This window comes from Shewanella sp. 5S214 (assembly GCF_041439795.1).
GTDB lineage: Bacteria > Pseudomonadota > Gammaproteobacteria > Enterobacterales > Shewanellaceae > Shewanella > Shewanella vesiculosa.
Genome location: NZ_JBGOOV010000008.1, coordinates 1 through 20149, shown reverse-complemented (window position 1 = coordinate 20149; position 20149 = coordinate 1). Strand labels below are relative to the sequence as shown.

15 protein-coding genes and 2 pseudogenes are annotated in these 20149 nt (G+C 40.4%); 7 read left to right on the top strand and 10 right to left on the bottom strand.

Annotated elements, in window-relative coordinates:
- Positions 1 to 9: 9 nt before the first annotated feature.
- Both parC and ACED29_RS07105 read right to left on the bottom strand, forming a co-directional pair.
- Positions 10 to 2304 carry a DNA topoisomerase IV subunit A gene (parC, locus tag ACED29_RS07110; RefSeq protein ID WP_124018298.1) on the bottom strand — a complete coding sequence of 765 codons (2295 nt, stop codon included), beginning with the start codon at positions 2302 to 2304 and terminating at the stop codon, positions 10 to 12.
- Positions 2304 to 3341: a sorbosone dehydrogenase family protein gene (locus ACED29_RS07105; RefSeq protein ID WP_235781984.1), complete on the bottom strand. Its 1038-nt coding sequence runs from the start codon at positions 3339 to 3341 to the stop codon at positions 2304 to 2306. Before ACED29_RS07105 ends, parC begins: the two co-directional genes overlap by 1 nt.
- Positions 3342 to 4086: 745 nt before the next feature.
- Between ACED29_RS07105 and ACED29_RS07100 the strand changes: the two genes are divergently transcribed.
- The 4 genes from ACED29_RS07100 to ACED29_RS07085 all read left to right on the top strand — a co-directional run bounded on the left by ACED29_RS07100 (position 4087) and on the right by ACED29_RS07085 (position 9903).
- Positions 4087 to 5865, top strand: a complete 1779-nt coding sequence (locus tag ACED29_RS07100; protein ID WP_371697363.1) for a type I restriction-modification system subunit M — start codon at positions 4087 to 4089, stop codon at positions 5863 to 5865.
- Positions 5858 to 7192, top strand: a complete 1335-nt coding sequence (locus tag ACED29_RS07095) for a restriction endonuclease subunit S (RefSeq protein ID WP_371697362.1) — start codon at positions 5858 to 5860, stop codon at positions 7190 to 7192. Before ACED29_RS07100 ends, ACED29_RS07095 begins: the two co-directional genes overlap by 8 nt.
- 184 nt (positions 7193 to 7376) lie before the next feature.
- Entirely contained in the window at positions 7377 to 8696 is a 1320-nt protein-coding gene (locus ACED29_RS07090; RefSeq protein WP_371697361.1) for a hypothetical protein, read from the top strand.
- Positions 8686 to 9903: a hypothetical protein gene (locus ACED29_RS07085; RefSeq protein ID WP_371697360.1), complete on the top strand. Its 1218-nt coding sequence runs from the start codon at positions 8686 to 8688 to the stop codon at positions 9901 to 9903. Before ACED29_RS07090 ends, ACED29_RS07085 begins: the two co-directional genes overlap by 11 nt.
- Positions 9904 to 10057: 154 nt before the next feature.
- Here the strand turns inward: ACED29_RS07085 and ACED29_RS07080 are convergent, their stop codons facing one another.
- Positions 10058 to 10219, bottom strand: coding sequence for a hypothetical protein (locus ACED29_RS07080; protein WP_371697359.1), 162 nt, complete (start codon positions 10217 to 10219; stop codon positions 10058 to 10060).
- 224 nt (positions 10220 to 10443) lie between these two features.
- Between ACED29_RS07080 and ACED29_RS07075 the strand changes: the two genes are divergently transcribed.
- From ACED29_RS07075 to ACED29_RS07065, 3 genes are all read left to right on the top strand, one after another.
- On the top strand, positions 10444 to 11616 hold the full coding sequence (locus ACED29_RS07075; RefSeq protein WP_371697358.1) for a PD-(D/E)XK nuclease family protein: 1173 nt from the start codon (positions 10444 to 10446) through the stop codon (positions 11614 to 11616).
- Between the two features lie 87 nt (positions 11617 to 11703).
- Positions 11704 to 14820, top strand: a complete 3117-nt coding sequence (locus ACED29_RS07070; RefSeq protein ID WP_371697357.1) for a type I restriction endonuclease subunit R — start codon at positions 11704 to 11706, stop codon at positions 14818 to 14820.
- A gap of 11 nt (positions 14821 to 14831) precedes the next feature.
- Complete coding sequence (locus ACED29_RS07065; RefSeq protein ID WP_371697356.1) at positions 14832 to 15539, top strand: M48 family metallopeptidase; 708 nt, start codon at positions 14832 to 14834, stop codon at positions 15537 to 15539.
- A gap of 217 nt (positions 15540 to 15756) precedes the next feature.
- Here ACED29_RS07065 and ACED29_RS07060 read toward each other — a convergent pair.
- From ACED29_RS07060 to ACED29_RS07030, 7 genes and pseudogenes are all read right to left on the bottom strand, one after another.
- Positions 15757 to 16026, bottom strand: a pseudogene (locus tag ACED29_RS07060) (IS3 family transposase); the annotation flags it as partial.
- A gap of 16 nt (positions 16027 to 16042) precedes the next feature.
- A pseudogene (locus tag ACED29_RS07055) lies at positions 16043 to 16313 on the bottom strand (transposase); the annotation flags it as partial.
- Between the two features lie 185 nt (positions 16314 to 16498).
- Complete coding sequence (locus ACED29_RS07050) at positions 16499 to 16855, bottom strand: hypothetical protein (protein ID WP_371697355.1); 357 nt, start codon at positions 16853 to 16855, stop codon at positions 16499 to 16501.
- 78 nt (positions 16856 to 16933) lie between these two features.
- Positions 16934 to 17644: a hypothetical protein gene (locus ACED29_RS07045; protein ID WP_371697354.1), complete on the bottom strand. Its 711-nt coding sequence runs from the start codon at positions 17642 to 17644 to the stop codon at positions 16934 to 16936.
- 143 nt (positions 17645 to 17787) lie between these two features.
- A complete protein-coding gene (gene kwaB / locus ACED29_RS07040) occupies positions 17788 to 18765 on the bottom strand; it encodes an anti-phage protein KwaB (RefSeq protein ID WP_371697353.1) in 978 nt (325 codons plus the stop codon).
- Complete coding sequence (gene kwaA / locus ACED29_RS07035; RefSeq protein WP_371697352.1) at positions 18762 to 19349, bottom strand: anti-phage protein KwaA; 588 nt, start codon at positions 19347 to 19349, stop codon at positions 18762 to 18764. The genes kwaB and kwaA overlap by 4 nt, the downstream gene beginning before the upstream one ends.
- A gap of 102 nt (positions 19350 to 19451) precedes the next feature.
- Positions 19452 to 19889, bottom strand: coding sequence for a DUF4262 domain-containing protein (locus ACED29_RS07030; RefSeq protein WP_371697351.1), 438 nt, complete (start codon positions 19887 to 19889; stop codon positions 19452 to 19454).
- Between the last annotated feature and the right edge of the window lie 260 nt (positions 19890 to 20149).

The following is a 20149-nucleotide window of genomic DNA, read 5'->3' as shown; positions in this document are numbered from 1 at the left end:
CGATTAAGCTTATATGCCCAGATTATCGTCTTGAGCACTCTCGTCAAGCGGTCCCATCTCGACTTCAACACTGTCTACGCGCTGTAATCCTCGTGGTAATTTAGCCCCGCGACGGCCACGCTCACCACGATAATGCTCTAAATCACTTGGCTTCAAGGTTAGCTTGCGCTTACCAGCCCATAAGGTCACAGCCTTATCATGTGGTACTACATCAAGATGCAAGAGTAACTCTTCGCGATTTTTAGCACGATCGCTAGGAATACCAATAATTTTATTGCCTTTACCTTTTGATAACTGCGGTAAAGCATCCAAGCTAAACATCAGCATCCGACCTTCAGAGGTAATCGCTAACAAAGATTGATCGCCAGATTTATTAATTAACTTTGGCTGCATAACGCACGCATTTGATGGCAGGCTTAGCAGTGCCTTACCGGCCTTATTACGACTGACTAAATCTGGATAGGCGCAAATAAAGCCGTAACCGGCATCACTTGCTAATAAGAAAAATTGTTCATCCTCGCCCATCAATACATGCCGCATTGTCGCACTCGGTGCCATATTAAAGCGCGTCGTAATCGGTTCTCCTTGGCTACGGGCTGACGGCAACGTATGACTGTCGGTAGCAAATGCGCGACCGGTAGAATCAATAAATACCGCCGCTTGATTACTCTTACCCATCACACTACACAGGTAACTGTCGCCAGACTTATACGATAAACCTTCTACATCGACGTCATGGCCTTTAGCACAACGTACCCAGCCTTTATCAGACAAGACAACGGTCACCGACTCTGTTGGGGTTAACTCCTGTTCAGTTAGTGCTTTGGCATCAATACGCTCAATAATTGGTGAACGACGATTGTCACCATAAGTCTCACCATCTTGAACTAACTCTTTTTTCACTAAGGTTTTTAAACGACGATCTGAGCTTAGCAATAACTCTAACTTATCGCGTTCTGCTGCCAGTTCGTTTTGCTCTGCAGTGATTTTAAATTCTTCAAGCTTGGCTAAATGGCGTAACTTTAATTCTAAAATTGATTCGGCTTGTTTATCTGACAAGCTAAAGCGAGACATCAGCTCAGCTTTAGGTTCATCGTTAAAACGAATAATCTCGATCACTTCGTCAATGTTTAAAAACGCAATCATTAACGCTTCTAAAATGTGCAAGCGCGCTAATACTTTATCGAGACGATACTGTAAGCGGCGGGTAACTGTGGTAATACGGAACTCTAACCATTCCGTTAACAGCGTTTTTAACCCTTTCACTTTAGGACGGCCATCGAGCCCCAACACATTTAAGTTAACTCGGAAGCTTTTCTCCAGATCCGTAGTCGCAAATAAATGGGTCATTAACTGATCGCAGTCGACACGATTTGAACGCGGTACAATAATTAATCGCACTGGGTTTTCATGATCAGACTCATCACGCAAATCAGACACCATAGGCAACTTTTTCGCCTGCATTTGATTAGCGATTTGTTCTAAAATCTTGCCACTACTGGCTTGATGCGGCAATGAAGTAATGACAATCTCGCCCTGCTCTTCACTGTAAACCGCACGCGCTCTAATTGAACCACGGCCCGTGTCATAAATCCGCTCAATATCCGCTCTAGGAGTGATAATTTCAGCTTCGGTTGGATAATCAGGACCAGGGACTAACTCCATTAACCGTGCTAATTCGGTTTTAGGGTTATCGATAAGCTCAATACAAGCTGCGACTAATTCGCGCACGTTGTGCGGCGGAATATCGGTTGCCATGCCCACAGCAATACCGGTAATACCATTTAATAATATATGCGGTAATCGAGCTGGTAAGGTTAATGGCTCTTTCATGGTGCCATCAAAGTTAGCCCCCCATTCGACAGTACCTTGACCTAACTCCGACAATAATACTTCAGAAAACTTTGATAATCTGGCTTCGGTATAACGCATTGCAGCAAATGACTTAGGGTCATCTGGCGCACCCCAGTTACCTTGACCATCAACCAATGGATATCGATACGAAAATGGCTGAGCCATTAACACCATTGCTTCGTAACACGCACTATCACCATGGGGATGATACTTACCTAAAACGTCACCCACAGTACGGGCTGATTTTTTGTGTTTAGATTGCGCTGATAATCCTAATTCGCTCATCGCATAAATAATACGACGCTGTACAGGCTTGAGACCATCACCAATATGCGGCAAGGCGCGATCCATAATCACGTACATGGAATAATTTAAATAAGCCCCTTCAGTAAAGCGCCTCAGCGGCATCTGCTCTACACCATCAAGGCTTAATTCAATCGCATCACTCATTATTTCATTTCCTGTGATTGTTCGGGTGCGTTATAAAACAAGCGGTAAATATTACCTTTTAGATCATCTGAAATGTACATGGCACCATCGGGCGCATTAATTACATCAAATGGACGTGCCACCGGAAATTCTCCATCCAAAAAACTCACCACGGTTTCACGTTTACTGACTTTGCCATCTGTAATATCAAGCATCACAATTTGATAACCGACTTTACTTGACCGATTCCACGAACCATTTTCAGCAACAAACAGCTGATTACGATAGCGCGGAGGGAATTGCTTGCCGCGGTAAAAACTTAATCCGGTTGCCGCTACGTGAGCGGGTAATTCAAATACTGGCAAGGTGATATTTAAATTTTCCGGCTTGTCATAGGCGGGTTCAACTACATCTGAGCCATGTAAATAAGGAAAACCAAAATGGCTGCCTTTAACGTCTAAACGGTTTATCTCATCAGCAGGAAGATTATCACCCATCCAATCTCGACCTAAATCGGCAAACCATAATTTGTTGGTATCGGGTGACCAATCAAAACCAATAACACTGCGAAGACCAGAAGCAATTTGTTCACTGGCTCCGGTATCGACATTAATCGCCAAAATACTGCCAAAGGGTGAAGCGGCTTCACACACATTGCATGGCGAACCAATGGATATATATAAACGTCCATCGGGTCCAAAATGCATTGAGCGAGAATACTTTTTATCTAAGCTTGGCAAATTCGCATACACTTCACGCGCACGGCTCGGACGGCGCAAACGAGATTCAATTTCTTCAAAGCGAATAATGCGATCGTCTTCTGTGACATAAAGCGCACCATCATGAAAGGCTAATGCTTCCGGATAGTCCAAACCTCTGGCAATCAAATAACGTTTATCCACTTGGCCATTTTGGTCACTATCAACTAGTGCATACACGGTGCCACTTTTTTGCGAACCGACAAAAAGAGTACCTTCATCGCCGACAGTTAATTGTTTAATATCACCTAAATCAGAAGCATATAGACTTAAACCAAAGCCCTTAGTGACTGTGATCATTACCGATTGTGCCGCAGAGGCAGCAGTAGAAAATAGGGTGAAAAATAGCACCCCAATGAAGGCTAACCGCCCACTAAAATTGGAGTAAGAGCGTAATCTAATATAATGCATGTTAATTATCTTTCGCCTTATGTTATTTATTATTGGCATTAAGAAACACGACTAATGTTGATTACTGCATAAGCTGTCATAAAAGTAATCACATTCGCATTCTTGCATAAACCGGCTCAATAGCTTTATGCACCTACATATTACTATGAAAAACCATATTAAAAACACAGTAATCTTTAGTGACCGAAAAAACCACAAATTACACCATATGATGTCATAAAAGACAAAAATTACACCATATAATGTCACAAAATAATTACGCGCAAATAAAAAAACAGCACATAGTGTTGCGCAAGATAAGTGTAACATAACTGATAATGCAAACGTTGTTAACTATTGTGACTACAAACAACATCCCAAGATATAAATACTTATCCATATCCTCTAGTTTCATACCAAGTCAGATGTACAACGCCATCAATTCAAGCCTCTTCAGAACAACTTAATCTAGGGTGAGGCAGTTTTATTAACAATGAGTAACAGCTCACGGTTAAGTAAGGTTCTTATCGATTCGTTAAGTGTCTCTATAATCTTGTGCCCCCCGCCGCTTATCAGTACACTTCTTTTACCAAGGCGCAGTGCTATTCTCTCCAAGCTAAACCCCTGTGCTAACTGAATTAATAAGAGAAGCAAAGTGACTAATCAAATCACACTCCAGCAATTAGAGTCCTTCCTGTGGGAAACGGCTGACATTCTTCGTGGCAACATGGATGCGTCAGAATTCAAAGACTATATCTTCGGCATGATGTTTCTTAAACGTTTGTCAGACTCATTCGACGAAGCCCGCGAAAGCGTGGTGGCATACTACCTTGCCAAAGGTAAAACCCAGGCAGAAGCTGAGGCTTATGCTGAAGACCATGATGAATACGACAGTACCTTCTATATTCCTGATATTGCCCGCTGGAATAACCTTAAAGATTTAAAGCATGACATTGGCTCTAAGCTCAACTCGGCCACAGAAGCGATTGAAGAACACAATAAAAGCCTGGAGGGTGTGTTAGTCACTATCGACTTCAACATTAAAAACAAACTGTCCGACAGTAAATTGCGCGACTTACTTAGCCATTTCAGCAAATACCGTCTGCGTAACTGCGACTTTGAACGTCCTGACTTACTTGGCACCGCTTATGAATATCTTATCAAGATGTTTGCCGACAGCGCGGGTAAAAAAGGCGGTGAGTTTTATACCCCAAGCGAAGTGGTGCAATTATTGGTGGCGCTATTAAAGCCCCATGCAGGTATGCGGATTTACGATCCAACTGCTGGCTCTGGCGGTATGCTGATCCAAATGCGTAATCACCTTGCTAGCCATGGTGAAAATGCGGCAAACCTATCGTTATACGGCCAGGAGATGAACCTCAATACCTGGGCTATCTGTAAAATGAACATGTTTCTGCATGGGGTGCAAAGTGCCGATATCCGCAAAGGCGATACCTTGCGCGAACCTAAGCACACCCATGATGGCAGCCTAATGACGTTCGATCGAGTCATTGCTAACCCGCCGTTCTCTTTATCTAAATGGGGTAAAGAAGACTGCGAAAAAGATGCTTTTGGCCGTTTCCCTTATGGAACACCGCCAAAAGACTCCGGCGATCTCGCTTTTGTGCAGCACATGATAGCCAGCACCAATAGCGATGGCATGGTAGGCGTAGTGATGCCCCATGGCGTGCTGTTTCGTGGTTCAAGCGAGAAAGAAATACGTAAAGGCATATTAGAAGATGACTTGCTCGAAGCGGTTATCGGCCTACCATCCGGCTTATTTTACGGTACAGGTATTCCTGCCAGCTTACTTATCATCAATAAACAAAAGCCAACCGAACGCCAAGGTAAAGTATTGTTTATTAATGCCGAGCTTGAGTACCAAGAAGGCAAAAACCAAAACAGTCTGCGCCCACAAGATATTGCCAAAATCGTCGAAACATTCGATAACTACACCGCACATTCACGCTACTCAAAAGTGGTTGATTTAAGCGACATAGCCGATAACGATTACAACCTTAACATTCGCCGTTATGCCGACACTTCACCACCGGCTGAAATATTCGATGTGCGTGCAATTTTGCATGGCGGCATTCCAGTACGTGAAGTGGAAGATGAATACATTCAACAAGAAATTCTAAAAGGCTTCGATGTCTCGGCTGTGTTCGATAAAGCTAATGATGGCTATTACGAATTTAAAGCCGAAATCGAAACCAAAGAACAGATCCGCCCGCTTGTAGAAAAGAGTGTTGAGAAAAATGTAGAAAGCAGCCTTGAGCAGGATAATAGTGCGGCTGCGACGGTTCTTGTATTAGTCGGACAACTAGAGCGCTGGTGGGACAAGTACCAAGTATCACTGCATAAGCTTGATGCGGAAGTAGCGAACGCGGAGCAAGTGATGCAAGGGTACCTGAAGGAGCTGGGTTATGAGTGATTTTTATCCTAGCCGTTGGGCTGAAGTGATACTTGGGGAATATGCTTATATTAAAGCGAGAATAGGCTGGAGAGGGCTGAGCAGTTCTGAATATACTGAAAAAGGTCCATATTTGATTGCTGGAACACATATCAAAGGATTATCGGTTGACTGGGGTAATTGTGACCATATTTCAGAGTATCGATATGATGAGTCTCCAGAGATTCAGCTTCAAGAAATGGATGTTGTGATATCTAAAGACGGAACAATTGGGCGGCTAGGCTTCATAGAAAATATGCCCGGCCCGGCAACAATTAACGGTACAATGATGTTGGTTCGTCCTAATGATTATTTCTTTTCTAAATTCATTTATTACTATTTACAAGGTGATAGTTTTCAAACGTTAGTGAAAGAAAAGGTATCAGGAAGCTCTGTGCCTCATATATTTCAAAGGGATATGGTATCCTTAAAAGTTCCATTCCCCCCACTTCCAGAACAGCAAAAGATTGCTGCGATTTTGACGTCAGTGGATGAGGTGATTGAAAAGACACAGGCGCAAATCGATAAGCTTAAAGATCTCAAAACCGCCATGATGCAAGAGCTGCTAACGGATGGTGTTGGCACCAAGCAAGCCTCAGCCGGTGCGGCTCTTAACAATAGCACTGCTTGTAGAGAAAGTTACATCCCCCACACCGAGTTCAAAGACTCACCCGTCGGCAGAATCCCGAAGAGCTGGGCGGTTGTTACATTACGTGATGTCGTAATAGCCAAAGGTTTACAGACTGGACCATTTGGTAGCCAGTTACATGCACACGAATACGTTGAAAATGGCGTACCTGTAGTTATGCCCAAAAATATGAAGTCAAATAGAGTAAGTTGCAAAGGCATAGCACAGATTACAGCGGAAAAAGCGGCGACTTTAAGCAAACATAAAGTGTTATCTGGTGACATCCTATTTAGTCGGAGGGGGGATATTGGCCGTTTTGCTTTGGTTGAGGATGTTAATGAAGGTTCGATATGTGGTACTGGCTGTCTGAAGGCTAGGCTTAATGATTCGATGAGTTCGAGTTTTTTTGCTGCATATTTAACTTTAGAATATGTTGTTGAATGGTTGATTAATAACTCCGTTGGTCAAACAATGCTAAATCTAAATACTTCAATACTTGCAACCCTTCCTGTATTGAAACCACCTTTAGAAGAGCAAAATAAGATTTCTAGCGTTATAACATCACTTGATATGAGTATCACACTTAAAGAAAGAAAATTGTTAGCACAACAAAACACTAAAAAAGCACTGATGCAAGATCTTCTTACGGGTAAAGTTCGCGTTAATATGGAGGCAAGCTGATGAGCCACAAGCCAACGTTCAAGTTAATCTCCCATATAGGAGATAACGCCTTGAACAATGTTGAACTCCTTGATGAACTTGACCCACTGCACGGCCAACTAAATAGTGTACTCAACCCAAATCAGCTTTTCAGCAGCACCATATAACTGAACTGGCCAGACACTAATTAAACAAAAGGATAATCATGAGCAAGGATGCTTCGCTGCAAAAATCGTTTTCTGCATTGTTAAATGCATCATTTGAACAAGCTAAAACTGAATCTCAAGTTGGGAAGCCTTTCGTGCTTGGTTCAGGGTTTGAAAATAACTTATTTTTACCTACCATCAATACCACAATGAAAATGCTTGGTGTGAGTAACCCTTTACTCACAGGTATTGCAGCATCTGAAGACATTTATGCGTTACCTCTGGATATAAAGCGAAGCAGCCGGCATAAACTCACATCGACAGGTGTGGGATTTCCTTCTTCAAAAAAGTTTATAGCATGGCTAAGTAAAGTGCTTGATCAAACATTTAGTGCAGAATCTGTTATTTCAGAAAGCACAATGTCTGAGGCCTTTCAAGTTAACTCTAACGCAAATGCTTGGTATTCAGTAATCAATCACTCTGAAGACCTTTGTGAAGCTAGCCGTGGCGAAAGCATGACGCAATTTAAGCCGCTTCTTCGGTTTTTAATGGCGCGCTGCGAAGACGACATTGTTATGCAACAGCAAGTAAATAAAACACTATTGAGCAAAGAGTTTGATAACGAAAACTTAGCTTGCCGGCTGTCGTTACAAGACACTCTTTGGCTAACCCATTCTAATCTTGATAATACTGTTTGGCTCAAATTCACTGCGTTGCTTATTGAGAATGCTACAAGCAAGCTTAAAGATAAACAGCAGATCCTTGAAGTAGCAAAGTACATGGTGTCTTTACAGTTAGATTTTTATTTAGAAGCGATTGCGCACTATGAAGTGGGTTGTATGCTAACAATGCATGCTGACAAAAGTGAATTAACCAAGCCGAATGGTGTTTTAACGCGTGGTTTGCTTTTTTATGCCAATGGCAAAGTTAAAAATTGTTTTGATGGCTTTTTACATGAATTGAAACGTGCTTATACCATTAAGTTGGGCAAGGTAAGTTGGCGACAACTCGCTCGGTATATTGAAATTGATGAAGATGAAAACGCTGCTTCTGGATATTCGCTTGAAGAGAAACAATATGCACGTTTAAAGAAATGGCGAAACGGTGACGGCGCTATATCGAATGCCAAGCTTCAGAGTTTTTTTGTTAATTTAGTAGGTACTGAAGAATTAGATTTTTTAGTGATGATTTGTTCTTATGCTCGTATATCGCTTGGACTAGATAAGCTGTTGACTCAGTTAAAAGCACAACACAAAGATAAAGCTTTTTCTGATGACGATTTTGATGTTGTATGTCGAAAGGTACTCGCTCAATACTCTAGCTATTATTTGCGCTGCATTGAAGCTGAACTCAGCAAGACGGTGCAAAATGAAGCCTAATAAACAAGGCAAGTATGTAATAGCATCACCAAGCTATAAGAGTACTTTTTTACCGTCCCCATCAGATGTTGCTGAGTTGCTCGGTCTTCCCGCTAACATTATAAAAATGATCCCCTTTGCCGAAGATCATCACGGAATACCATTAAATGTAGGAAGAAGCTCTCGGGCAGAAATGACAAACAATGGCGTAGCAAAACCTACGATGAGTAAGTTAGCTGGTTGGATGAATAAGTTACCCATTCCATTTAAACAATTAATTGATATTCCGTTAATGTTAAAAACGTATCGAGCAATGCGTGTCGGCTCAAATGCAGGGATGTGGAAATCATCATCCCATGGTTTAAAGCTTTCACCTTATGATAGTGAGTTTATTACTTTATTCGATTTTATTGATGTCAGAGCCGAAGCTGACTATCAAATGCTAAAGACACTCAATCATCAAATTGAGAATAAAAAATTAGACAAGACTGATACCAATGCGATTTGGCAAGCTCAACTTGATACATGGACAAGGCACAGTATGGTGCCAGCAGAGCAACTAGCGTGTTTATCCCATTTCTTTCACAACATTAATGACCCCATATTTAGCGTTGAAGCCAATGCTATAGCAGTAAAGAAAGCACAATATCACCTAATATTTGATTTTTATTTATCTGCAATTGCGAGTTACGAGGTCGGTCTTTTACTTTATGCCTCGAGGCAAATGTCGGAGATTGAAATAGAGTCTAATGACGGTGTATTTTCTTCGGTCATCAATACTTACGCAGTATCTGATGAAGACTGCACTTGCTTTGGTGCTATGTTAATGGAATTAAGAAATACATTAAAACGCCATGGCCTCAATTCTGGTTGGCGAGCATTAGCTTCTTACATTGATATTGAAGAGTCTGGTAACAGAGAAGATACTTTAAACGACAAGCAGTATGGGCAGATTAGAGATTGGCGTAATCGTAAAAGTATGCCTTCAGATAAGAAGCTACGACAGTTTATTACTCATTTTGTAAATGACTTAGGGGATTACGAAATTGAGTCGACGTTAATCTATTTACGTATAGCTAACGCTATCGATACCTTAGTCGAAAGGTTATTTAAAGAGACAAATGATCAAAGATCCCTTGTGATTATTGCTGAAGTATTAGAGTGCTACCCTAAGTATTTTGAACATTTTAAGCAGGTTTATATTAATAAAAACGCACAAACAACATGATGTTGCATGTGCGCTTTATTTACACATAAAACCTAATCGTCTAGCTGCTCTTGCCAATCATCAGGGCGTCCGTCTTCGCCACGACTTTCCCAATAGGCATCGTGCTCAGGGTTGAGTTGCTGTGAACGATTATCATCGTCATGTTTAGACATGGTTACTGACCTCCCTGTTTGCCGCTAACTGAATTCTTTGCTGCTGCACTTGTTGCCTTAGCAGCAAAGCTACCTTTAGCGACTGTGCCACCGTTTTGCTTTGCCGTTGTACTTTGAATACGAGCGGCCGCTTTTGGTGTCATTGGTGTTTTGTTATTACTCATTTTTGTATCTCCAAGATTAGGTTATGTTGGTAGAAGCCTCTGCCAACGCCAAGAATAATATCCGAGTCTTTTATTGCTTGGATGGGGGGGAAACTGTCCAAATTGCAATTATTTGAAATCTTTTACGAATATTGGTTGTTAATAGCTGCAAATTAATTGAGGCAGATGTAGGATAAAAATAATAGGACATGAGCCACTGATACAAATTACACGGATGAATGTGCATGATAAACGAACAGTTTTTTAGTTACGTGACGCTATTGGAGCAGAAGTACTTTAAAAAACCTCAATACAATTTATTTAGGGTGCTTAGGTCTGAATCTGATGAGGTCAGGCTTCATTCTCGTTTTCTTGCGGATTTACTGAACCCAAGTGGTGGCCATCATCATGGCGATAAACTACTGCGGTTATTTCTAGATAAATTTAACTTAGCTATTCCAAATGAAACCACGGCACTGGTCAATGTTGAATATAAAAATATCGATATACTCATTAGGTACAATGACACTGCGGTTATTGTTGAAAACAAAATCTATGCGGGCGATCAGAAAGAACAGCTCTCACGTTATTATGAAACAATGAAACGCGAGGGTTTTAACCATATAACAATCATCTACCTCACACTAACCGCTTACCCTGCGAGTGATGACAGCACTGCCAATCTGACTCAAGACTTCATTGATAACAACCTGATTAATGCAAGCTATGTACAAGATATTTATGAGCTCATTGAACGCTATATAGAATTGTCGGCCACAGAAGCGTCTTTGCGTGAAGCGCTTATCCAATATTTAGACATCATTTCTAATTTAACTGATAAACTTGAGAATAAAGAACACATGGAAGAACTCAAAAACCTTTTAAAATCTGGTGATAACATCTCCCAAATACCGGACTTGATGTCTGCCTATAATGAAGTGTTAGTCGATTATCAATTGGATATTTGGCATAAAATAGCTGATGGAGTCACTCGTGAATTTGGTCCTTTATTTGAAGATTCTATTACTGAACAAGAGGCCCCCCGGCAGCTAGTAAAAGATTATGTTGATAATAGGCGAAACTCTAAATATTTAGAGGTTAGTTCTAAACTTGAAGATTATGAAAATTCGTATATTTATATCGAGCAAGATCATCGTATTTATTTCGGTATTTTTTGTGACGATGGTAAGAATTCGAACGAATATAAGCGTATCAGACTGGCAGTGGAAGGCCTTGCAAATGCTGAAGCTTGGGACAACATGCCTGTCGCATTTTATGTGGAACCCAGAATCAACTTTAAAAATTTAAACTCTGATGAGCTCACCTATCTATCATTGGAAAGTAATCGTCAGATGTATGCCGATTATATAATGTCTAAGCTACAAGAGATTATGTCATTGATCCGACAACGTAATTAGTTATTTATTCAATTTATCTAGCACCTTAGATTGAATACCTGTGGTGAAACTAGGTACTAAGTAAAACCTTTTTGAATTGGAATCGTTATGGATCAGGATGAACTAAACAAGGTTGAATTGCCTGCTATCAGTCAATTACAACTACTAGGCTGGCAATTTATCGCTGGTGCAAAGCTCACGCCTGAGCAGAACGAACGGCCTTATCTTCGTGATGTTGTGTTAGTTGGTCGCCTTGAATCAGCCATAAAGCGCATCAATCCCTGGATCAATGATGAGAACCTTCGTAAGGTTTGCCGTGAGATAACCCATCCTAATTTTGTTGGCTTGATGGAATACAATCAGGCTATCCATCAAACGTTAGTAAACTACCTTTCTGTTGAACAAGACCTAGGTAAAGGCCGTAAGGGCCAAACCGTTAAGTTAATTGATTTTGATAATATTGAAACCAATGAGTTTATCTGTACTTCACAATTTAAAATTGAAGGGGTAAACCAGAATATTATCCCTGATATTGTATGCTTTATTAATGGTTTGCCACTGGCGGTCATTGAATGCAAATCCCCCTATATTTCTGACCCTATCAACGAAGGCATTAATCAACTACGCCGTTATGCTAATTTGCGTAATAGTGCCGATGATGAGGGCGCACAACGCCTTTTTTGGTACAACCAACTCATGGTATCAAGCTGCCGCGATAGGGCAAAAGTCGGCACAATTAGCTCGAATTCATCCCACTATGCAGATTGGAAAGACGCTTACCCTTTTACCGACGATGCACTTTCGGCACAAAACTTAAGTCTGGCAATAACTGGCAGTAATACAGCTATATTTAGCGCAAAAGAAGATATACAGATTCACGACAACCCAGCCCTTTACAGCGCAACGAGCTCACAATATGAATCAATAGCAGGGATTACTGCGCAGCAAAGGCTGATTGCGGGGATGTTTAACCGAGTAAACTTTCTCGACCTTTTGCAAAACTTTATTCTGTTTGAGCCTGTTGAAGGCAAATTGATTAAGAAAGTAGCGCGCTATCAGCAATATCGCGCTGTTAACAAAGTGATTGAACGCCTCAAAACAGGCAAAGATCGTAAAGAGAAATCTGGTGTAGTGTGGCATACACAAGGCAGTGGTAAATCACTCACCATGGTCATGCTTGCCATTAAAATGCGCCGCGACCCCATCCTTAAACAATACAAACTGGTGTTTATTACTGACCGTACTCAGCTAGATGAACAGTTATCGAGCACCTTCCGTGCTGCGCAAGGCGAAACCATTTATAACGCTGGCTCTGTTACAGAACTAAAAACCTTACTCAAAAAAGACAGCTCTGATTTAGTCACTGCAATGGTACAAAAATTCTTAGATTTAGAAAAAGAGCTCAGTACCGATAATGACGCTGAAGGTTTTAGTAACCTAAACCCCTCCGATAAAATCATTGTGCTTGCCGATGAAGCCCACAGAACCCAGTTTGGTGGTCTTGCCATGACCATTAATGCTGCTCTACCCAATGCACCTAAAATTGGATTTACTGGCACACCGTTACTGAAATCCCAGAAAATGGGCAAAGCTTTTGGTGGTTACATTGATGAATATAAAATTAACCAGGCAGTTGATGATGGTGCAACTGTGCGCATTTTATATGAAGGTCGCCAGGTACAAACTGAAGTAGCAGGCGAATCATTAGACAAACTATTTGAAGCTTATTTTGGTCATTACACCAAAGAAGAACAGCGTGAAATTAAACAAAAATACGGCATAGAACGAGCTGTTCGTGAAGCCCCTGCCCGAATTCGCTGGGTATGTATTGATTTGCTGTCTCACTACAGGCAACACATTCAGCCTGATGGCTTTAAAGCCATGATAGTGGTTGGCAGTCGTCATGCCGCTGTTATCTTTAAAAAAACCTTAGATGAATTAGGTTCACCACCTGCTGAAGTGATTATTTCTGGTGATCACAACGATGAACAATACATTGCCGAACATACTGACAAAGTAAAACAAAAGAAAATCATCCAAGACTTCACCAAACCATTATCTGAAAATCCGACCGCATTTTTGATCGTGAAAGACATGTTACTGACAGGGTTTGATGCGCCGATAGCTCAGGTGATGTATATAGATCGTAAGCTGCAAGACCACACCTTGATGCAAGCCATAGCGAGGGTTAACAGAACTTACAAAGGCAAAACTTGCGGTTATGTGGTCGATTATTTTGGGTTATCAAAACATTTAGTCGATGCGATGGAGATGTTTAGTAGTGATGATGTTGAAGGAACTTACCAGAGTCTAAAGGATGAGATACCTAAACTTAAAGCCACTCACACCTTAGCGATTTCTTTTTTTAGACACATTAAAGTTAAAGATGTCGATCATTACGTACTCGCGTTGAAAGAAGAAGCAGTCCGTTCGCAGTTTGATATGGCCTTTAAGCGATTTGCTAAACAGATGAATATCATTTTACCCGATGTAGCTGCTGCGCCATTTTTAGCTGATATGAAGTTACTGGGTAAAGTACATAACGCGGCACGTAATCAGTACCGCGATACAGGTCTTGATATGTCTGACATAGGCGCAAAAGTGCGTAAGCTTGTAGACGAGCATATTTTAAGTACCGGCGTAGACCCTAAAATTCCGCCTGTAGATCTGTTAGCAGCTAACTTTAAAGAGAGTATTCGACCAGAGAAATCAGCTGAGTCTAAAGCATCTGAAATCGAGAGTGCGATTAAGCATCACATCACCATAAAACTGGAAGATGATCCAGAGTATTACAAGTCTCTGAGTCTGCGATTAAGGGACATTATTGAAAAGAATGCTGGCCAGTGGGATCAACAATTAGAACTGTTGTTGTCGATGATAGACACGATTGAAATTGATCGTAGAAAAGCAGCTAAAAATGCGGGGTTATCTGAAACTGAATATGCTTTTTATAACATTTTAACCGCTGAAGTCACGCAAACTAGCGACATAGAAATCATCGATGAACATCAACTAATAGAGATTAAAACGATTACACAAAATCTTGTGGCCATGTTTGATGATGCGACCCAGATAGTCGATTTTTTTGATAAAGATGATGAAGTTAAGCGTCTAAAAAAAGAGATAAAGAGAGCGGTGATTGACGCCTCATTCAGCAACCCAATCTTAATCACCAATCTACAAGATAGGTTTATGGAATTAGCTCAGCACAAGTTTAACAAGTAATGATTAGGGCGATGAAAAAACAAGAACTGATTGAAGCCAATGGCTTTATAGCTCAAATATCCAGAACGGCTAGAGCAAAAACGGCATCAATTACCGTAGAAAAAGGCATGGTTACAGTCACTGTGCCTAAGCTATTAGCCACTGAACGCATTGAACAGATTTTAAAAGATAAACACCAATGGGTTATGGATAAAATAGCCCTGCATGACGAACTAACAACGTCTGGTGATAAAGAGTTTATATCGGGTGAAGCTATGCCTTACCTCGGCCGGCATTATCGCTTAAAAGTTCATGCTGGTAATTTCGAGCCTGTTAAGCTTGTACAGGGACGTTTGGTCGTTACCGTCCCTACGGGGTCGGCACGGCCTAATTTGGTGAGAGAAGCGCTTGTGGGGTGGTATAAACGCCATGCACTACTCAAACTAAAAGAAAAAGTACGTCGATATGCAAAAGTAATGAACGTTTCGCCTAAATCCGTCAATATCAAAACCTTCAAAAGTCGCTGGGGAAGTTGTAACCCAAAGGGAGATTTAGACTTTAACTGGGTAATTATGATGGCTCCTAACCGTGTTGTTGATTACGTCGTTATCCATGAGCTGAGCCATTTAAAACAACTTGACCACTCTCCCCTATTTTGGCGAGAAGTCGAACGAGTAATGCCTGACTACATGGAATACAAGCTATGGCTAAAAGAAAATGCAGCGAGATTGGTTATTTGATCGGTTAATCAGGCGTGGAATCTTCGAATTGAATAGGAATAAACCCGTAAGTCAAATTACACATATTTACCTGTCTTGCGTATAATTATACATGAGTTAGATAATTGCGTGTAATTAGAGGTAACAATGAGTGATTGGAATTTTTCTAGACCAGAATTAGCAGAGCATTATCTTATGCGGTTAACGGCGTTTTTCAAGACAGTTGTCGCCTAAATTGTTAGGCAGCTTCTTTATGTTGCTCTGGATTTAACGCCGCAGCGCCTATTGACTGCCAGTTTCGCTCTTCTTTTGACCATCGCTCTGGATGTTCATTTCTTTTTGTCTGATACAACGCTTTTCGCTTCGCCAGTATTCCAACATCAAGACCATCATGCCTCTGGTTTGGTGTCACAAACTTAATCCTGCTATGGCGATGCTCGTTGTTGTACCAATAAACAAATACATTAACCCATTTACGCGCTTCATCTAACGATTTAAAACCTTCACTTCAAGCGTCCGGCAAACTACGCCTTGCCTAGTTTGACCTGCCAGGGTAAGAGGCTGTTGAGGTCACAATTAGGGTTTGATAATTGCTCTAAGCAGTGTTCGATGTAATCGAACGGGGGTGAGTTTATTCGCTTTGGCCGTTTCTATGATACGGTACAAAATGGCACTCGCCTCTGCGCCACGGTGGTTGTGGTTAAACAGCCAGTTTTTGCGCCCTATCACAAACGGTTTCACAGCCCGCTCTACACGGTTGTTGTCGATATTAAGTTGGCTGTTTTCTGTATAACGGCCACGCTAACTTGAAAATGGACATTTTCGAGTTAGACCATTAATTCTAATTCATGAGTTTCAGGTTAAATTTTCTATGGGTAACGCCGTTGTATGGCGCCTCCGTTCCGTTGGCCTTTTTTGTGGCATTCGCCACCAAAAAGGCCAACGGAACGGAGGTCGCACATGACAACTTTGTTAAGTGCTTACTGCACAGCATTTGTATGTAGGTTGTCAATTACACGCTCTGTTAATTCAAGTGTGATTGGATAATTAATAACTGGATTAGCGAGCCAAAACACCATCTCATCCAGTGTTTCTTTATGGGTTTCCAACAGCCCAATATCATCTCTTTGTTCAATAGCATTTGCCCAATCTTGTACCTCGGCATTAGAAACTTCACCGGATGTGTATTGATTTAGAACATTTATAATATGCTGTGGTGTTAATGTAACCAATTCATTTTCTGAGTCCCAACCATAGAATCTCAATTCTTTCACCAGATCAGGTGTAGATCCCCGAAATTCAATAAGTGCTAAGACTAGCTCCTCTCTCGATTTCATACTTGCCACTTAACGCTGCCAGCAGGGGCCGAAAAACCAAAGCGAAGCGGCGGTTTTGGGTCCCTATGGCTGGCTTTGTTAGCCAAATCGACCACCCGAACCGCCTGGGCCGCTTCTTCCATTTCGGCGAGTATTTGCTTGCGCTAATTTTTTCGCGTTGTCAGCAACCCACTTTTGCATCATTTCTACGCTAGTAAATGGTACTCCTGCGGCTCTTCGATTAAACGGGTTAGAAACTAACAGCTCTAGATACCCGTTGGTATTAGTTTCATCACCTAAATTAAGTAGCCATTGCATATACTCATTAAAAACCTTGAAGCTCGCTCCTTCTTTCCCTACGAGGAAGGAGTCTATGAAGTCATTTTCACTTTGTCGAGTATTTATAGTTGGCGATTCAATATGACTGAAGCTATCACCCCAAAATTCCTTATTACACACTTCGTTGTAGTAAATATTAGCTTCAATCGTTATTTCTTCTTTGTTATCGCTCCATGCAGCAAAATGACATTTATTATGCAAGGGACGTATTTTTGTGTTCTCGTGCAGTGCCTTGCATAGTTGAAGCCTCTTTTCCTTCTTAACTTCTGACAGTAAGTCACCCTCTCTGTACTTGAATTCTACTATTGAAAATGAAGCATGATTCGTGAATAGATAGTCAGCTCCGACCAATCTATCCTGCCCATCTAATGAGGCGGATGTGTATATATAACCTTTTTCACGAGCGGCTTCTTCAAAGTTGTCTTTGAATATATTTTCAACTGACTTTTCATGTTTAAACTTTGTACTCAATATTCACATTCCTTGAGATATAAGTTGATATGTAAACTAGCTAACGCTTTGCTAAGCGGCAATAAAATAGCTGGCTAAAATTAGCGGGGAACGAGCAAAAGCCAGCTGTTTTTTGTCCGTTTAAGCAACTTGTTAGAGCACCATTACGCCACATTTTCAGCAGCTTCTTCTTCAATATTATCCTTTGCTACACTCTCATAATATTTCTTAGTTAATTCAGATTGTAAGAAATCGTCGTTTAATAGTTTAAGGAATAAGCTTTGAGATTTTTTAGTTTTCAAATCGAATTGAGAGCCATCGGAACTATATTTAAACTTACCTTTTAATGCAGGGTGAGTATTTGTAAAAGATAATATTTCACGATTAGGTATTACTGATAAAACAGGTGATTGACTAGCCGATTTAACCAACTTTCTTGAAAAGGTTATATCATCAAGACGAGAGTCAAATACACCACAATCCATTACTAAATCAGATGATTTAATATTCTCTACACCCTGTTTAGCAATATTTTTAATGGCATCATGGAAACCGAAAAACCTCTCTAATGCTTTAATGTCGAGGATATAATATTTACCATTCGATTTGATAAACTGAAACTTGGGATCAATTTTAAGAATATCTTGATCTAGTTTATGAAACCTATTTGAGCCTCGCATTTTAGTAAGGCTAAAGCCACTATCTTTTTGTAATAATGTTATTGGGTAGTGGTGCTTATAAATGGCAAGTTGAACGTCTTGATTACCAATTAGAATAAGTACACCTTCAAGTTGCTTTAATGAGTCGTCACTAAATGAGAAAGGATCAAATTTTTCACTTTCAATGATTTTTTTTAAGTTCGACAGTTCATCTGGAATATCATCTAAATCATATTCGTATAAAGCATTTTTCCGATCATCTGCACTTGATATTGGAATAAGTGACAGATCATCATTAAGGAGAATATTACGACTCAATGACTCCGTAAACATTTCTGCCAATTTTGTCTGATCTGCTTCATTAATATCAACAGATTTAACACACATGCCTTCATCGCCATCTAAAAGAAAGAAAAATTCAGCAGAACATCCTTTCGCTGTTATAACCGATGAAATTTCTTCCTTTAAGTTTTCAATAGTCATTCGACTTTCCTCGCAAAATATACTTTGTTATCTAAATCTAAGGTTTTTAATTGATCAAGTTCACTTAACCTGTCTTTTGTTATTACAACAATATTTTCTTTTATACCGGTTCTTGTCTTAACCGTTACTTTGTATAATCTAAATCCTAAAACAGCAAGAGTCGGGTTGGCATAAAATTTATCTGTTTTTACATAAATAATACCGATGACAATTAACAAAAACGCTAAAGCTATCAAATATCTTGTACTTGTCAGGTTAAAGCAGATTAAGGGGATTATATAAGTAGTTAGAAATGTAAGGTGCTCGTAATTTAGGTCTTCAATATCTGTAATTTCAACAGGTAATTTCTTACTACCTGAAACCCTGTAATCAAAGCGGTAATAAAAAATAACCCCAAATAAAAGCAACAGCAAAGAAATAGCAGGAACTATGTTCTTTTTAATAACGTCCAAAAACCCAATGAATTGGCAGTTTTCTCCAAAACACATAGGAATATCTACTGTGATCACAATGATTAAGAAAAAAAGAAACCAAAGTGACATTATGTATAATTCGAATTTGTCCCAAATTTCACCAAACTTCATATGTTCATCCATGCTTGATTACTGGTGCTCTAACGCCGCAATAAAAGGCGAGCGTTAGCGAGTCCAGCCCACGTTTTTTGTGGGCGATTTTTCATTGCCTTGTTATACGATTGCAAGCGCTTCATCTTGAACAGTTACCTCGCACCCTTTTTCAGTTGGCAGGAGATTTGACTTGTCTGGCCAAAACATTACCAGCGCCCTAAATTCCTTTCCGTAATAGTCCACGGCAGTGCCTAGGTATTCTTTGTAAGCGGAACTGATAATGGGCTTGAACATCACCTCAAAATCTCCGCCGATTATATTGCCAAGTTTTTTATTAGGCTCCATTTTCACGCCAGACTTTATGTCTTCGAGGATGTCCGCGATTATCGCGTGAGCCGAATCTTTTTTAAGCCCAAAGATAACTATTTCTGGGTGATCGAATGTTTCTTCTAAACCGACTGAGTACGAGAAATCTTCATGCTCGCCGTTTGGATCGAATACAAAGAGAAAATGCCACCCGTACCCTTCGATATTCTTCTTTATTTCATTCTTGCTCATACTCGACTCGTATAACGAGCCTGTAGAATTACTCGTTTTTAAATTTATTTTGATTAATGAATAAACAATATCTGAGTTTATATTTTGATTCAATTATTTAGTGGTACTTAGATTATTATTTAGCATGCAGTTTTGTTGGTTTTTTAGTGCGCTTTAGGGGGTATTGAGGCCGGTTTGTAGCGTTTTTCGAGGTAAAAAGGGCTTCCCCCTTCTTAGTGCATCGCTTGTTGCAACTTTTCTATGTTATGAACAAGACAGTA

What these genes read in the sequence shown, in the direction of transcription:
- parC (WP_124018298.1), bottom strand. Translation starts at nt 2,304, where the DNA reads ATGAGTGATGCGATTGAATTAAGCCTTGATGGTGTAGAGCAGATGCCG.
- ACED29_RS07090 (WP_371697361.1), top strand. Translation starts at nt 7,377, where the DNA reads ATGAGCAAGGATGCTTCGCTGCAAAAATCGTTTTCTGCATTGTTAAAT.
- kwaA (WP_371697352.1), bottom strand. Translation starts at nt 19,349, where the DNA reads ATGAAGTTTGGTGAAATTTGGGACAAATTCGAATTATACATAATGTCA.
- ACED29_RS07095 (WP_371697362.1), top strand. Translation starts at nt 5,858, where the DNA reads ATGAGTGATTTTTATCCTAGCCGTTGGGCTGAAGTGATACTTGGGGAA.
- ACED29_RS07030 (WP_371697351.1), bottom strand. Translation starts at nt 19,889, where the DNA reads ATGAGCAAGAATGAAATAAAGAAGAATATCGAAGGGTACGGGTGGCAT.
- ACED29_RS07075 (WP_371697358.1), top strand. Translation starts at nt 10,444, where the DNA reads ATGATAAACGAACAGTTTTTTAGTTACGTGACGCTATTGGAGCAGAAG.
- ACED29_RS07070 (WP_371697357.1), top strand. Translation starts at nt 11,704, where the DNA reads ATGGATCAGGATGAACTAAACAAGGTTGAATTGCCTGCTATCAGTCAA.
- ACED29_RS07080 (WP_371697359.1), bottom strand. Translation starts at nt 10,219, where the DNA reads ATGAGTAATAACAAAACACCAATGACACCAAAAGCGGCCGCTCGTATT.
- ACED29_RS07085 (WP_371697360.1), top strand. Translation starts at nt 8,686, where the DNA reads ATGAAGCCTAATAAACAAGGCAAGTATGTAATAGCATCACCAAGCTAT.
- ACED29_RS07105 (WP_235781984.1), bottom strand. Translation starts at nt 3,341, where the DNA reads ATGATCACAGTCACTAAGGGCTTTGGTTTAAGTCTATATGCTTCTGAT.
- ACED29_RS07050 (WP_371697355.1), bottom strand. Translation starts at nt 16,855, where the DNA reads ATGAAATCGAGAGAGGAGCTAGTCTTAGCACTTATTGAATTTCGGGGA.
- ACED29_RS07065 (WP_371697356.1), top strand. Translation starts at nt 14,832, where the DNA reads ATGAAAAAACAAGAACTGATTGAAGCCAATGGCTTTATAGCTCAAATA.
- kwaB (WP_371697353.1), bottom strand. Translation starts at nt 18,765, where the DNA reads ATGACTATTGAAAACTTAAAGGAAGAAATTTCATCGGTTATAACAGCG.